Consider the following 13969-nt stretch of genomic DNA (forward strand, 5'->3'; position numbering starts at 1 on the left):
CGGCCCGGGTGCGCCGGCGGGGCGCGTCCGGCAGCCGGTCGGCGTCGTCGCGGGCCCGGTGACCGGGCTAGCGTGGACCGCCGTGTCCGCCCTCCTCGACCTCGTCGCGTCCCGCTCCCTGACCGCCGCGGCGCCCGTGCCGACCCCGGGCCCGAGCGTGCCCGGCGAGATCGCCGCGACGATCGACCGCAGCGCCCGGTGGTTCGACGCCTTCGTCACGCCGGCCTGGCAGATCGCGCTGACCCTCGTGCTCGGGGCGCTCGTGCTCGCGCTGGTGAGGACGTCGATCGCGCACACCGTGCAGCGCATCGTCGACGGGACCCCCGCGGTGCACCGGCACGCCAGCGCCCTCCTGGCGCGTGGCCTGCGCCAGGACCGCCCGGACGTGGACCCCAGCCCGCTGGGGGCCGCCCGGCGGGTGCAGCGCGCGGAGACGATGGGGTCGGTGCTGCGCTCGATCAGCGGCTTCGTGATCGGCGCGCTGGTCATCGTGATCGTCCTGGGCATCCTGCACGTCGACGTCGGCCCGCTGCTGGCCTCGGCGGGCGTCGTCGGCGTCGCCCTCGGCTTCGGCGCCCAGACGCTCGTCAAGGACTTCCTCGCCGGCGTCTCGATGCTGGTCGAGGACCAGTACGGCGTGGGCGACGTCGTGGACCTCGGCGAGGCGACCGGCGTCGTGGAGCAGGTCGGCCTGCGGGTCACCCAGGTCCGGTCCCTGGACGGCACGCTGTGGTACGTCCGCAACGGCGAGATCCTGCGTGTGGGCAACATGACCCAGGGCTGGTCGCGCGCCGTGGTGGAGGTACGGGTCCTGGCCGACGACGACGTCCCACGCGTGCGGGACCTGCTGCTCGCGGCGGCGGCGGAGGTCGCGGCCGACCCCGAGCTGGGCCACACCGTGCTCGAGGACCCCGAGGTCGCCGGCATCGAGGACCTCACCGCCGAGGGCGTGATGCTGCGCCTGCTGGTGAAGACGGCCCCGTCGAAGCAGTGGGACGTCGCGCGCGAGCTGCGGGCGAAGATCCGCGACAGCATGCGCGCGCAGGGGATCGAGCTGGCGCTGCCGCGCCGGGAGGTGGTCGTCGAGCGGCCCGCCGTCGCGCCGGCGCCCGGCCGTCCGGACCAGCTCGCCTGACCTCCCTCCCCCCGTCCCTGGGCGGCCGGCGGGCGGCGGGCGGCGGGCGCCGGACCAGGCGACCGCCGCGCTAGCGACGGGCGGCGACCGCCGCGGCGAGGGCGAGCAGGTCCGCCGCCGTCTCGTGCGCGCCGGCCGCGCGGAGCGCGTCGGGCGGCTGGGACGTCGTCACGCCGACCACCCGGCCCACCCCGGCACGCAGCGCCGCGGTGAGGCCCGCCGGGGTGTCCTCGACCGCGACGAGGTCCGCCGGCCGCAGCCCCAGCAGCTCGCCGCCGCGCCGGTACGGCTCGGGGTCGGGCTTGCCGCGCTCGCACTGCTCGGCGGTGACCATCGCGAGGCCGTCCGGGTCCACGCCGAGCATCCCCGCGACCTCGCCGACCCAGGCCCGGCTCGCGGACGTGACCACGGCGACCGGCAGCCCGACCGACCGGCACGCCCCCAGCAGCTCGGCCGCCCCCGGTACGGGCACCGGCCGGGCGGTCGTGCGGTGCGTCGCCGCGATCACCGCCGCGGTGAGCGTGCGCGGGTCCTCCCCGCACCAGGGACCGTCCAGCACGGGGAAGACCTCGACCGCGCGACGACCGGCGAACTGCCGGACGACGTCGTCCGGCACGTCCCACCCGCGGTCGGCGAAGGCGAGGCGGAAGGCCTCCCGGTGCACCGGCTCGCTGTCGACCAGCGTGCCGTCCAGGTCCAGCAGCAGTCCGGCGCCCGGACGGGCGAGCCGCGCGACGGCGTCGTCGGGCGTCAGGACCACGCGAGCAGCGGGTCGCCCGCGCTGATGACGGACCCGACGGTGGCGAGCGGCGTGACGGCGGACGCCTCCCCCTGCAGCGCGACGACGGGGCACACCGGCGAGCGACCGCCGGCCTCGACGGTCACCGGGTCCCAGCTGACGACGGCGTCACCGGCCCGGACCACGTCGCCCTCGGCGACGTGCAGCGTGAACCCCGCGCCGCCCAGCTGGACGGTGTCCAGGCCCAGGTGCACCAGGGCCGCGCGGCCGCCGTCCGCCTGCACCACGAACGCGTGGGCGTGCAGCTTCAGCACCGTGCCGGCGACCGGGGCGATGGCGGTCACCGAGCTCTCGCGCACCGGGTCGATCGCCAGACCCGGGCCGACGATCTCGCCGGCGAACACGGGGTCCGGGACGTCGGACATCGCGATCACCGTGCCGGCGACGGGCGCCAGCACGGTGAGCGACGTCGACATCAGCGCAGGTCCTCGATGTCCGACGCGAGGGTGTCGGCCTCGGGTCCCACGACGACCTGGACGACCTTGCCGGAGCGGACGATCCCGAACGCGCCGGTGGCCTTCAGGCCTGCCTCGTCGACGAGGTCCGGGTTCTCCACCTCGACCCGCAGGCGGGTGATGCACGGCTCCAGGTCGAGGACGTTCGCGTCGCCACCGAGTGCCGCCAGGATCTGCTCTGCCTTGCTCATCGATTCTCCTCCATCACCGGCGACGACGGGTGTGCCGCTCGCCCAGACTAGTCACATCAGGTCTTCCAGATCGGTCGCCAGGGTGTCCACGCCGGGCCCCACGACGACCTGCACGACACGCCCGGAGATCATCACCCCGTGGCCGCCCGCCGCACGCAGCGCGGCCACGTCGACCAGCCGCGCGTCCCGGACCTCCGAGCGCAGGCGGGTGGTGCACGGCTCGATGTCGACGATGTTCGCCACCCCGCCGAGCCCCGCGAGGATGCTGCGCGCCTGCTCGTTCATCGCCACCCGACCCCTCGCCGTCATGTCGTCACGTCGACGCCGCGCTCCACCGGTCCGTCCGGCACGGCGCCGTCGCCGGCGGACCTGCGCGGCGTGAGCGGCCGGCGGGGCGCGCGCAGCGGGACCCACAGCACGTACCGGTCCGCACGGTAGCTGGACCGCGAGTACACGCACGCGGTCTGCCCCGCGAACGTGCGACGCGCGAGCCGCAGGACGGCCGCACCGGCACGCAGCCCCAGCATGGCAGCGCCCTGGGCGTCGACCTCGGAGGCCGCGACCGTGTCCTCGCCCCAGTCCGGCTCGAGCCCGACGGCGCGCAGCTCGCCGTAGATGCTCGCCGGCGGCCCGTCGTCGAACAGCCCGGGCACGAGCAGCTGGGGCACCCACGACTGCTCGATCGCCATGGGCTCCCCGTCGGCGTACCGCACCCGGTGGAGGTGGTGCACCGACTCACCGGGCAGCAGGTCCAGCGCGTCGGCGACGTCGGGGGTCGCGGGGACCACCTCGGCCGCGATGACGCGGGACGACGCGACCATGCCCCGGCGGGCCATCTCCTCCCCGAAGGAGGACAGCCGCACCTCCAGGTCCAGCTTCGCCGGGGCCACGAACGTGCCACGGCCCTGCTCGCGCTCCAGCAGCCCCTCGACCACGAGCGCGTCGACCGCCTGCCGGACGGTCATCCGGGACACCCCGAACCGCTCGCAGAGCAGCCGCTCGGACGGGATCGCGTCGCCGACGTCCAGCTCGTGCGTGACCAGCGACCGCAGGTAGTCGCGCACCCGGACGTACTTCAGGACGGACGGTCGCATCGTCGCCACCCCCTGACTGAGGTCGTCGGGCTGGAGTCGTCGGCAGCCCGAGCGGTCCGGCGTCGTGCCCGCCGGGACCCGCCGACCCGACGCCCGCCGGCCCCGCGCTGCGCGCGCCCGGTGCCCGTCCGGTGCGCACCCGCGATCCTTGACACCGGCGGCGCCATTCCACCATGGTGAGCGTCGGCTGGTCCAGACATCTAGGCGTGCCCGTACCCGTCGCTTACCCGATCGAGCCGGGTGCCACTCGGGCTGGACCACCACCACCGGCGCACCACCCGGTGACGGCCCGTGAGACGACGAGGAGCGCCCCGACCATGACCGCTGCAACCGCGTCCGTAGAACGCGAGAAGAAGGGCATCCCTGGGTTCGCCCAGCTGCAGCGCATCGGCCGCTCGCTGATGCTGCCCATCGCCTCCCTGCCCGCCGCCGGCCTGCTGCTGCGCCTCGGGCAGGACGACATGCTGGGCGCGGACGGCCTCGCCGGAGCCTGGGGCAGCTGGCTGCTCCCGGTCGCCGACGTGCTGGAGGCCGCCGGCAACGCGCTGTTCGCCAACCTGCCGATCATCTTCGCCCTGGGCGTGGCCATCGGGTACGCGCGCAAGTCCGACGGGTCCACCGGCCTGGCCGCCCTCATCGGGTACCTCGTCTTCAAGGGCGTCACGGACGCGCTGTCGCCCTACGTCCTGCGCGACCAGCTGGACCGCGACGGCAACCAGGAGCTGATCAACTACGGCGTGCTGGGCGGCATCGTCATCGGCCTCATCGCCGCCCTGCTGTTCCAGAAGTACTACCGAATCAAGCTTCCGGCGTACCTGGCGTTCTTCGGCGGGCGGCGGTTCGTGCCGATCGTCACCGCCGGCATGGCCATCGTCGTGGCGGTCATCGGCGCGCTGATCTACCCCGCCTTCGACGCCGGGCTGACCGCCGTCGGCGAGTGGGTCACCGGCTCGACCATCGTCGGCGCGTTCGTCTACGGGACGGCCAACCGCCTCCTGGTCCCGATCGGGCTGCACCACCTGCTCAACTCGCTGCCGTGGTTCCAGTTCGGCGAGTTCGAGGCGGACGGTGAGGTGTGGCGGGGTGACATCGCGCGCTTCCTGCACGAGGACCCCACCGCGGGCACCTTCATGACCGGCTTCTTCCCGATCATGATGTTCGCGCTCCCGGCCGCCGCCCTCGCGTTCGTGCACACCGCCAGGCCGGAGAAGCGCAAGGTCGTCGCGGGCATCATGGGCTCGGCCGCGCTGGTCTCCTTCATCACCGGGGTCACCGAGCCGCTGGAGTTCGCGTTCGTGTACGTCGCCTACCCGCTGTACGTGATCCACGCCGTGCTCACCGGCACGTCCATGGCGGTGGTGAACGCGCTGGACATCCACTCCGGCTTCAGCTTCTCCGCCGGCGCGATCGACTACCTGCTGAACTTCCGGATCGCGCAGAACCCGCTGCTGCTGATCGTCGTCGGGCTGGTCTACGCGGTCATCTACTACGTCCTGTTCCGGTTCGTCATCACGCGGTGGAACCTGCGCACGCCCGGACGCGAGGACGACGACGCGGTCTCCGACAACAACGTGCTCGTCGACCAGCCGGTGGACGAGCCCGCCGTCACCACCGGCGGCCCGGCCCCGGCCGGCGGCAGGACCAGCGGCTGACGCCCGACCGACGCCCCGTCCCGATCCCGTCACGCGATCGGGCCGGGGCGTCGTGCATGAGTGGCAGCATCGGACCCACGGGGCGCAGCGCCGCACGCCTGCCAGGCAGCGGCGGAGCCCGGACGACGACGACCGAGGACGCAGACATGAGCACGATGGACACCTCCCGCCAGGTCATCCAGGGGATCGGCGTCAGCCCGGGGCGGGCGGTCGGCCCCGTCCTGCGCATGCCCGACCCGGTCCCGGAACCGGCCGCCGACTCCCGGCTGGGGGACGAGTCCGCCGACGACGCCGTGGCCCGCATCGCCGCCGCGTCCGAGGCCGTCCGGGGCCGGCTCGAGCAGGCCGCCGCGGGCGCCACCGGGACGAGCAAGGAGGTGCTCGAGACCACCGCGATGATGGCGGCCGACCCCAGCCTGGTGTCCACGGCGCAGGGGCTCGTCCGCTCGGGCGGGTTGTCCCCCGCCCGAGCCGTGTGGCAGGCGGCCGGCCAGGTGATCGACCAGCTCGCCTCCATCGGCGGGTACATGGCCGAGCGGACCCGCGACGTCGCGGACGTCCGGGACCGCGTGGTCGCCGACCTCACCGGCCGGCCCGCGCCCGGCGTCCCGGACCCCGGTCACCCGTTCGTGCTGGTCGCGCGCGACCTGGCGCCGGCGGACACCGCGACCCTGGACCCCGACCAGGTCGTCGCCATCGTCACCAGCGAGGGCGGACCCACGTCGCACACCGCGATCCTCGCCCGCGCGCTCGGCATCCCGGCCGTGGTCGGCGCCGCCTCCGCCGTCGACCTCGCCGCCGACGCCCGGGTGCTGGTGGACGGTGCCAAGGGCGAGGTGACCGTCGACCCGAGCGACGACGAGGTCGCCCGCGCGCAGGCGCTCGCGGCGCAGGTCCGGACCTTCGACGGCCACGGCCGCACCAGCGACGGCCACGCCGTCCCGCTGCTGGCCAACATCGGCAAGCCGGACGGCGCGCAGGCCGCCGCCGACGCCGGCGCGGAGGGGGTCGGCCTGTTCCGCACGGAGTTCTGCTTCCTGGACCGCACCCAGGCGCCGTCCATCGAGGAGCAGGTGAGCCAGTACCGCCAGGTGCTCGCCGCGTTCCCCGGCAAGAAGGTCGTCGTCCGGACCCTGGACGCGGGTGCCGACAAGCCGCTGCCGTTCCTGACGAACACCGAGGAGCCGAACCCGGCGCTGGGGGTGCGGGGGCTGCGGACGTCGTGGCGCAACCCGCAGGTGCTCGAGGACCAGCTCGACGCCATCGCGCAGGCCGCCGCGGCGGAGAGCGCCGACACGTGGGTCATGGCGCCGATGGTCGCGACCGTGGAGGAGACCGCGGACTTCGTCGACCGCTGCACCGCGCACGGGCTGCGCACGGCCGGCGTCATGGTCGAGGTCCCCAGCGCCGCGCTCGTCTCGGGCCCGATCCTGGCGCGGGCGGCGTTCGCGAGCATCGGCACGAACGACCTCACCCAGTACGCGATGGCGTCCGACCGGATGCTCGGCGACCTCGCCGCGCTGTCGACGTCGTGGCAGCCGGCCGTGCTGCACCTCGTCGCGGCCACCTGCCGCGGCGGGGAGCAGAACGGCAAGCCGGTCGGCGTGTGCGGGGAGGCCGCGGCGGACCCGGCGCTCGCCGTGGTGCTGGTCGGCCTCGGCGTGGCGACGCTGTCCATGAGCCCGCGGGCGCTGGCCGACGTCGCGGCCGTGCTCCAGACGGTCACGCGCGAGGAGTGCACGCGGCTGGCGGGGGTCGCGCTGGCCGCCGAGACGGCCGACGGCGCGCGCGCGGCAGTCCGGGCCGAGCTGCCGGTCCTGGAGGAGCTCGGGCTGTAGCCCCGGCACGCGACGACGCCCGCGTCCCTCGCGGGGGCCCGGGCGTCGTCGTACCGGCGGGTGCCGGCCGGTTCCGGCAGGTTCCTGCCGGCGGAGCAGGCCTGTGGAGCAGGCCGGTGGAGCAGGCCGGTGGGACGGGCTAGTGCTCCTCGGGCGTCTGCAGGTACTTCTCGAGCGCGTCCAGCGCGACCTCCGCGCCGTCACCGTCCGCCGACAGCACGACCTCGTCGCCCGCGGCGGCGCCGAGCGTCATGACGCCGAGGATGCTGTTCGCGGCGACCGGGTCCCCGCCGTCCTTGCGGACCGTGACGGCCACCGGCTGCTCACCCGCCAGCTTCACGAAGAGGGCGGCGGGGCGCGCGTGCAGCCCCTCGGCGATCGCGACGGTCACTCGACGTTCGGGCACAGCTACCTCCGGTGTTCCGGACCCGGGGTGATCGTCCGGGCCTCGCTGGTCTGGACCACCCACCATAGCCCGGGCGCCCGCCGCGCCGGTGGGAGAATGGGGCCGTGACTTCACCCGGCCCCGAGGCCCGCGCCGCCTCCTTCCACGCCGCCATCGGCGGGCACGAGACGTTCGTCCGGCTCGTCGACCGCTTCTACGAGGGCGTCGCGGGCGACCCCGTCCTGTCCGCCATGTACCCGGAGGCGGACCACGCCGGGGCGCGCGAGCGGCTGACCCTCTTCCTCGAGCAGTACTGGGGCGGCCCGACGACGTACTCCGAGCAGCGCGGGCACCCCCGGCTGCGGATGCGGCACGCGCCGTACAAGGTCAACCCGGACGCGCGCGACCGGTGGCTGGCGCACATGCGGGTCGCCGTCGACTCCCTCGGGCTGGCGCCGCTGCACCAGGCGCAGCTGTGGGACTACCTGGAGCGGGCCGCGCACTCCCTGCTGAACACCTTCGACGACTGAGCGGCGCGACCGCGCGCCCGACGACCGCGCGAGGTGGCGCGGGGCGCCCTGAGCCCCGACGCTGTGCCCCATGACCGCACCGACTCCCCTGCCCGCCGGCGAGCCCACGCCGTCCGCCGACGTCCCTGCGGACGTCCCCGCAGACGCGCCGGCCGAGGACGCGCCCGACCCGCTGGCCCGCGTCCTGGAGGCGCTGCGGCTCGACCAGGTCGACGCGGACCACTTCGTCGGGCCGAGCCTGCACCGCCCCCGGGGACGGGTCTTCGGCGGCCAGGTGCTGGCCCAGGCCCTGGTCGCCGCCGGGCGCACCGTGCCGGACGGGCGGCTGCCGCACTCGCTGCACGGCTACTTCCTGCGGCCCGGCGACGTGCGCAAGCCCATCGAGTTCGCCGTGGAGCGGATGCGCGACGGCCGGTCCTTCAGCGCCCGGCGCACCCACGCGCTGCAGGACGGCGCGCCGATCCTGTCGATGATCACCTCGTTCCAGGAGGAGCAGCAGGGCCTGGACCACGCCGACCCGATGCCCGACGCCCCGCCGCCGGACGACGTCGTCAGCGCCCTGGACGTGCTGGGGCCGATCGACCACCCGATGGCGACGTTCTGGACGCAGTCGGCCGCGTTCGACCTGCGGCACGTGGAGCGGTCGATCTTCATCGGCCCGGGCCGCGAGCGGACCGACCGCCAGATGGTGTGGGTCCGCGCGCACGGCCAGGTGCCCTCGGTACGCGCCTCCGGCGACCCGTCCGGCGGCCCGTCGGACCAGGTCCTGCACCGGGCGCTCATGGCGTTCGCCTGCGACCAGATCATGCTCGAGCCCGTGCTGCGCCGGCACGGGCACAGCTGGGTGTCCCCCGGGCTGTCGATGGCGAGCCTGGACCACGCGATGTGGTGGCACCGACCGGCACGGGTCGACGAGTGGCTGCTCTACGTGCAGTCGTCCCCGAGCAGCCAGGGCGGGCGCGGCCTGACCGCCGCGAAGGTGTACGCCCAGGACGGCACCCTGGTGGCGAGCATCGCCCAGGAGGGGATGGTCCGGCTGCCGGACTGACCCTCGGCGCGCGCGACGACCGCGCACGCGCGAGACTCACGTGATGCCACGCCTGCGCCGGGTCCACATCAGCACCCCGGGGTGGACCCGGACCCCCGCCGGGGACGGCTTCGTGTACCTGGCCCGCGACGGCAGCCCGGTCGACGACCCGGACGAGCTCGACCGGATCAGCTCGCTGGCCATCCCGCCGGCCTGGCAGGACGTGTGGATCTGCCCGTACGCCTCGGGCCACATCCAGGCCGCCGGCGTGGACGCCGCCGGCCGCCGCCAGTACCTGTACCACTCCCAGTGGCGGCTGCGGCGCGACCGCGCCAAGCACGACCACGTGCTCGACGTGGCGCGCCGGCTGCCCGACGCCCGCAAGCAGGTCGAGGTGGACCTCGACCAGAAGGGGTGGCCGCGTAGCCGTGCCCTCGCGCTCGCGTTCCGGCTGCTGGACCTGGCGTACTTCCGGGCCGGCAACGAGACCTACGCGCGCACCAACGGGTCCTACGGCCTGGCGACCCTGCGGCGCGAGCACGTGCAGATCCGCTCCGACCGGACGGTGCGGTTCCTGTACCCGGCCAAGTCCGGCCAGGTCCGGGACGTCGTCGTCGAGGACGAGGAGGTCGCGCGGCTGGTGACGTCCCTGCGGCGACGCACCGGCGGCGGCCAGGAGCTGCTCGCGTGGCGCGACGGGCGCACCTGGTACGACATCACCAGCGCGGACGTGACGACGTACGTCAAGTCGGTGCTCGGCGACGACGCGTCGCCCAAGGACTTCAGGACCTGGCACGCGACGGTGCTGGCGGCCCGCGGGCTGGCCGAGGCCGGTGCACCGCCGAGGTCCGACCGCGCGCGGCGCACGGTGGTCACCGAGGTCGTGCGCGGGGTCGCGGACGCGCTGGGCAACACCCCCGCGGTGTGCCGCGCGTCCTACATCGACGCCCGGCTGGTGGACCTGTGGGAGCGCGGGGAGACGATCGGCCCCACCCGGTCCCGCGACGAGGCCGAGCGCGCCGTCCTGGAGCTGCTCGGATGAGCGCCGACGACGGCGCCGCCCGCACCCAGCACGCCACCGTCGACGCCGGGACGCTCCGGCCGGGTCCGCCGCTGACGGTCGCGGTCACCGGCGTGACCGGCTACGTCGGTGGGCGGCTGGTCCCCGAGCTGCTCGCCGCCGGGCACCGGGTCCGCGCGATCGCCCGCAACCCCGCGCGGCTGCGCGGGCGGGACTGGTACGACGACGTCGACGTCGTGCAGGCCGACGCCGCCGACCCGGCCGCGATCCGCGGCGCGCTGGAGGGCGTCGACGTCGCGTACTACCTCATCCACTCCCTCGGCTCGGGGCGGCGGTTCGAGGCACGCGACCGGCGCACCGCGCTGACGTTCGCGCAGGCGGCGCGGGAGGCCGGCGTCGGGCGGATCGTCTACCTCGGCGGGCTCCACCCGGACACCGACGCGCTGTCCCCGCACCTGGAGTCCCGCAAGGAGGTCGGCGAGATCCTGCTGGCGTCCGGCGTCCCGACGACGGTGCTGCGCGCGGCGGTGATCCTCGGGTCCGGCTCGGCGTCGTTCGAGATGATGCGCTACCTCACCGAGCGCCTGCCGGCGATGACGACGCCGCGGTGGGTCGAGAACCGGATCCAGCCCATCGCCATCCGCGACGTGCTGCGCTACCTCGTCGGCTCGGCGCGGATGCCGGCGGACGTCAGCCGGGCGTTCGACATCGGCGGCCCGGAGATCCTCACCTACCGCCAGATGATGCAGCGGTACGCCCGGGCCGCCGGGCTGCCGCCGCGCCTGATCGTCGCCGTGCCGGTGCTGTCCCCGCGGCTGTCCAGCCTGTGGGTGGGCCTGGTGACGCCGGTGCCGTCGGGGCTGGCCCGGCCGCTGGTGGAGTCGCTCGTGCACGAGGTGGTGTGCAAGGAGCACGACATCGCCCGGTACGTCCCGGACCCGCCGGACGGGCTGCTGTCGTTCGACCGGGCGGTCGGCCTGGCCCTCGCCCGCATCCAGCAGGCCGACGTCGTCACGCGGTGGTCGTCGGCGTCGGTGGCGGGGGCGCCGAGCGACCCGCTGCCCACCGACCCGGACTGGGCGGGCGGCTCGCTGTACGTCGACGAGCGCACCACGGCTGTCCGCGCCGATCCCGAGGACCTGTGGGCGGTGCTGGAGAGCGTCGGCGGGGAGCGTGGCTGGTACTCCTGGGCGCTGGCGTGGCAGGTCCGCGGGCTGCTGGACCGGCTCTCGGGCGGGCCCGGGCTGCGGCGCGGGCGGCGCGACCCGCTGCGGCTCGCGGTGGACGACGCCGTGGACTTCTGGCGGGTGGAGGAGGTCGAGCCCGGCCGGCTGCTGCGCCTGCGCGCCGAGATGCGGCTGCCGGGGCTGGCCTGGCTCGAGCTGCGGGTGGAGCAGCCGGACGGGCGGACCGTCTTCTCCCAGCGCGCGATCTTCCACCCGCACGGGCTCGCCGGGCAGCTGTACTGGTGGTCGGTCACGCCGTTCCACGGGGTGGTCTTCGGCGGGATGCAGCGCGGGATCGCGCGGGAGGCCGAACGCCGGGCCGCGCGGCGGCGCGGCGTGCCGGAGGTGGTCCGGCCCGGCGGCGAGCCCGAGGCGGGCCGGCTCGGCGGCGTGCCGGAGGCCGGCCGGCCCGGCGGGCCGGCCGACTGAGCACCACCGCCGGTCGCCACCGGAGTCCCGGGCGCCGCCGTCCGGCGGGCGCCCGGGACCGGGCCCGGACGCGTCAGAAGTGGACGGGCAGGCAGGCGATGCGGCCGCCGGCGCTGCCGTCCGGGCTCGTCGGCAGGGCGTGCACGACCACGGAGTGCGCCCCACCGGACGGGATCGTGAACGGCACGTCGGCGCGCGCGTACGCCGTCCCCCCGCGACCCACCGTGAAGTCGAGCCAGACCTCGGTCTGGTCCGACACCGCCGTCGGCGGCTGCCCGGTGCTGTTGTAGTGCGGTCCGGCCAGGGCGCCGTTGCCCGGGACGCAGTGACCGACGTGGACGTGTGCGCCGTACTCCTGACCGGCGGCGGACCGTGGCAGGCCGCGCAGCCGCAGGACCACGGTCGTCCCGTCGGACGTCTCCCAGGCGGACACCGAGCCGCGGGCGCCGTCGGTGACCGAGGCGGCGGGTTGCAGGTCGGTGAGCGGCCCGTGGTGGTGCACGAGCGGGTCCGCCACCGCGGGTGCGGTGAGGGCGAGGGTGGGGGCGGCTAGCGCCAGGGCAGCGAGCGCGCGCAGCGGACGACGGACGTGCATGGTGTTCCCCTCCAGGTGTCGGCCGGCGGCCGGGACCGCCGTGGGCGTCCGCAGCTGCCGGACGGGCCGGCGCCGCGGCGGTGGGCGACGGCCGGCGCGGTCCCGCGCCGGCCGCCACGACGACGACCGCCGGCCCGCGCGGCTGCACCGTCGCAGCACGCCCACGCCCCCTGCGGCCGACTTGGCTCGCCCGCCCGGTCTACTCCCGACCGCCGTCCGGCGGCAAGGGGGTGCCGTCGTCCCTCGCCGTCGGGGGGCGGTCAGGTGGTCGGGGGCCGTCCCGTGGGTGCCGTCCCGTGGGTGGCGCGGTGGCGTCGCGTGCGGGCGAGCAGCTTCTCGCCGTACCGGGCCCACGGCCCGTCGCCTGGCGTGTGGATCCGCACGGACCGCACGCCCTTCACCACCCGCTGCACCATCCCCCGGGCGTCACGGAACGGGCGGGCCGAGATCGCGACCCGCAGCGACCGGTCCAGCCGCACCTGGCGCCCGCGCCCGATGTGGAAGCTCAGGTCGATGTCGTCGTGCACCGCGTCGGACCCGGCGTGCACCTGGTCGCGCACGTCCGCCCACGCCGACGCGCGCATCGCGAGGTTCGACCCGAACAGCGGCGGGTGCCCCAGCGCCAGACCGACCAGGACGAAGTACGGGCGCATGTACAGCAGGTCCGCGAGGGCGCGGCGCACGCGGGGCAGCTCGGCGAACACCCCGGGTCCGGTCAGCGCGCGCAGCCCGGGGTCGGCGGCGAAGGCCCGCTCGATCCGCTCGACCCAGTCGGGCGGGAGCTCGCAGTCCGCGTCGCAGCGGGCGATGAGGTCCCCGGTCGCGGCGTCGTACCCGGTCGCCGCGGCCGGCCAGATGCCCTGGACCGCCTCCGTCACCACCCGGGCGCCGTACGCACGGGCGAGCGCCGCGGTCCGGTCGCGGGAGTTGTTGTCGACGACGACGACCTCGTGCGGCGGTCGGGTCTGCCGGGCGAGCGACCGCAGGCAGGCGCCGAGCAGCCGCTCCTCGTCGTAGGCCGGGACGACGACCGTGGTCCGCAGCGCCCCGCCGCCCGCGCCGGCCGGGACGCTCACGCCTCGGCGGCGCGCCGGCGGCGCATCGCGACCGGCTCGCCGAGGAAGGGCGACCAGGCCGCCCGCTCCGTGTCGGTGATCCGCCGGGGGCGACCGGTCGCCGTGTCGACCAGGACCAGCGTCGTGGTGGCACGCGCGTAGGGCTCGGACTCGGCGTCCGGCACGCCGTCGTGCACCACGTAGCAGACGTCGATGCTCGCCCCGCCCAGGTGCCCGATCCACAGCTGCACCACGACGGGCGCGCGGCGGTAGTCCAGCGGGCGCAGGTACTCGATCTCCTGCCGCGCGACCAGGGTGGTGGTCTGCGCGCCGAGGCCCGCGTCGATCACCGCCGACGGGCGCCCGGTCGCGTCACCCGCCCCGGGGTGGGACCAGAACGCCTCGATCCGCGCCTCCTCCAGGAGCTGCAGCATCTGGGCGTTGTTGACGTGCCCGTAGGCGTCGAGGTCGGCCCAGCGCAGCTGGACCGGGACGTCGATCCGGGTCATCGGCTCGCTCCTCCGGGGCAGGGGTGGG

Annotated in this window: 15 protein-coding genes and 1 pseudogene; 7 read left to right on the forward strand and 9 right to left on the reverse strand. The window is 75.6% G+C overall.

Annotated features, from left to right (window positions below; translation table 11 throughout):
• Nucleotides 1-82 precede the first annotated feature (82 nt).
• Nucleotides 83-1135, forward strand: a complete 1053-nt coding sequence (locus CAE01nite_RS08755) for a mechanosensitive ion channel family protein (RefSeq protein WP_246131097.1) — start codon at nucleotides 83-85, stop codon at nucleotides 1133-1135.
• A 70-nt stretch (nucleotides 1136-1205) separates the two neighbouring features.
• On the opposite strand, the gene CAE01nite_RS08760 is transcribed toward CAE01nite_RS08755, so the two are convergent.
• The 5 genes and pseudogenes from CAE01nite_RS08760 to CAE01nite_RS08780 form a co-directional block, all read right to left on the reverse strand.
• Entirely contained in the window at nucleotides 1206-1895 is a 690-nt protein-coding gene (locus CAE01nite_RS08760) for an HAD family hydrolase (protein ID WP_186816481.1), read from the reverse strand.
• A complete protein-coding gene (locus CAE01nite_RS08765) occupies nucleotides 1886-2350 on the reverse strand; it encodes a PTS sugar transporter subunit IIA (protein WP_146902932.1) in 465 nt (154 codons plus the stop codon). Before CAE01nite_RS08765 ends, CAE01nite_RS08760 begins: the two co-directional genes overlap by 10 nt.
• Nucleotides 2350-2595, reverse strand: a pseudogene (locus CAE01nite_RS08770) (PTS sugar transporter subunit IIB); the annotation flags it as partial. The gene CAE01nite_RS08765 and the pseudogene CAE01nite_RS08770, both read right to left, overlap by 1 nt.
• Nucleotides 2596-2631: 36 nt before the next feature.
• Nucleotides 2632-2889 carry a PTS sugar transporter subunit IIB gene (locus CAE01nite_RS08775; RefSeq protein WP_246131098.1) on the reverse strand — a complete coding sequence of 86 codons (258 nt, stop codon included), beginning with the start codon at nucleotides 2887-2889 and terminating at the stop codon, nucleotides 2632-2634.
• Complete coding sequence (locus CAE01nite_RS08780) at nucleotides 2886-3674, reverse strand: GntR family transcriptional regulator (protein ID WP_222595864.1); 789 nt, start codon at nucleotides 3672-3674, stop codon at nucleotides 2886-2888. Before CAE01nite_RS08780 ends, CAE01nite_RS08775 begins: the two co-directional genes overlap by 4 nt.
• Before the next feature lie 317 nt (nucleotides 3675-3991).
• Here CAE01nite_RS08780 and CAE01nite_RS08785 point away from each other — a divergent pair, with 317 nt between their 5' ends.
• The gene (locus tag CAE01nite_RS08785) at nucleotides 3992-5326 is read left to right on the forward strand and encodes a PTS transporter subunit EIIC (protein WP_146902935.1); all 1335 of its coding nucleotides are present in this window, start codon (nucleotides 3992-3994) and stop codon (nucleotides 5324-5326) included.
• A 146-nt stretch (nucleotides 5327-5472) separates the two neighbouring features.
• A complete protein-coding gene (gene ptsP / locus CAE01nite_RS08790) occupies nucleotides 5473-7164 on the forward strand; it encodes a phosphoenolpyruvate--protein phosphotransferase (RefSeq protein WP_146902937.1) in 1692 nt (563 codons plus the stop codon).
• A gap of 139 nt (nucleotides 7165-7303) precedes the next feature.
• On the opposite strand, the gene CAE01nite_RS08795 is transcribed toward ptsP, so the two are convergent.
• Entirely contained in the window at nucleotides 7304-7570 is a 267-nt protein-coding gene (locus CAE01nite_RS08795; protein ID WP_146902939.1) for an HPr family phosphocarrier protein, read from the reverse strand.
• A gap of 104 nt (nucleotides 7571-7674) precedes the next feature.
• Here CAE01nite_RS08795 and CAE01nite_RS08800 point away from each other — a divergent pair, with 104 nt between their 5' ends.
• The 4 genes from CAE01nite_RS08800 (at nucleotide 7675) to CAE01nite_RS08815 (ending at nucleotide 11782) form a co-directional block, all read left to right on the forward strand.
• Nucleotides 7675-8079 (forward strand): globin, encoded by a 405-nt coding sequence (locus tag CAE01nite_RS08800; RefSeq protein WP_146902941.1) that lies wholly within the window; start codon nucleotides 7675-7677, stop codon nucleotides 8077-8079.
• Nucleotides 8080-8149: 70 nt separating this feature from the next.
• On the forward strand, nucleotides 8150-9127 hold the full coding sequence (locus tag CAE01nite_RS08805) for an acyl-CoA thioesterase (protein ID WP_146902943.1): 978 nt from the start codon (nucleotides 8150-8152) through the stop codon (nucleotides 9125-9127).
• A gap of 43 nt (nucleotides 9128-9170) precedes the next feature.
• Nucleotides 9171-10148, forward strand: coding sequence for a DNA topoisomerase IB (locus CAE01nite_RS08810; protein WP_146902945.1), 978 nt, complete (start codon nucleotides 9171-9173; stop codon nucleotides 10146-10148).
• Nucleotides 10145-11782 carry an SDR family oxidoreductase gene (locus CAE01nite_RS08815; protein WP_146902947.1) on the forward strand — a complete coding sequence of 546 codons (1638 nt, stop codon included), beginning with the start codon at nucleotides 10145-10147 and terminating at the stop codon, nucleotides 11780-11782. The genes CAE01nite_RS08810 and CAE01nite_RS08815 overlap by 4 nt, the downstream gene beginning before the upstream one ends.
• A 73-nt stretch (nucleotides 11783-11855) precedes the next feature.
• Here CAE01nite_RS08815 and CAE01nite_RS08820 read toward each other — a convergent pair whose 3' ends face one another.
• From CAE01nite_RS08820 to CAE01nite_RS08830, 3 genes are all read right to left on the reverse strand, one after another.
• The gene (locus CAE01nite_RS08820; RefSeq protein ID WP_146902950.1) at nucleotides 11856-12377 is read right to left on the reverse strand and encodes a superoxide dismutase family protein; all 522 of its coding nucleotides are present in this window, start codon (nucleotides 12375-12377) and stop codon (nucleotides 11856-11858) included.
• 260 nt (nucleotides 12378-12637) lie between these two features.
• The gene (locus CAE01nite_RS08825) at nucleotides 12638-13453 is read right to left on the reverse strand and encodes a glycosyltransferase family A protein (protein WP_186816482.1); all 816 of its coding nucleotides are present in this window, start codon (nucleotides 13451-13453) and stop codon (nucleotides 12638-12640) included.
• Nucleotides 13450-13941, reverse strand: a complete 492-nt coding sequence (locus tag CAE01nite_RS08830; protein WP_146902956.1) for an acyl-CoA thioesterase — start codon at nucleotides 13939-13941, stop codon at nucleotides 13450-13452. Before CAE01nite_RS08830 ends, CAE01nite_RS08825 begins: the two co-directional genes overlap by 4 nt.
• Nucleotides 13942-13969: the final 28 nt, after the last annotated feature.

Origin of the sequence: Cellulomonas aerilata, from assembly GCF_007991755.1 — a bacterium.
GTDB lineage: Bacteria > Actinomycetota > Actinomycetes > Actinomycetales > Cellulomonadaceae > Pengzhenrongella > Pengzhenrongella aerilata.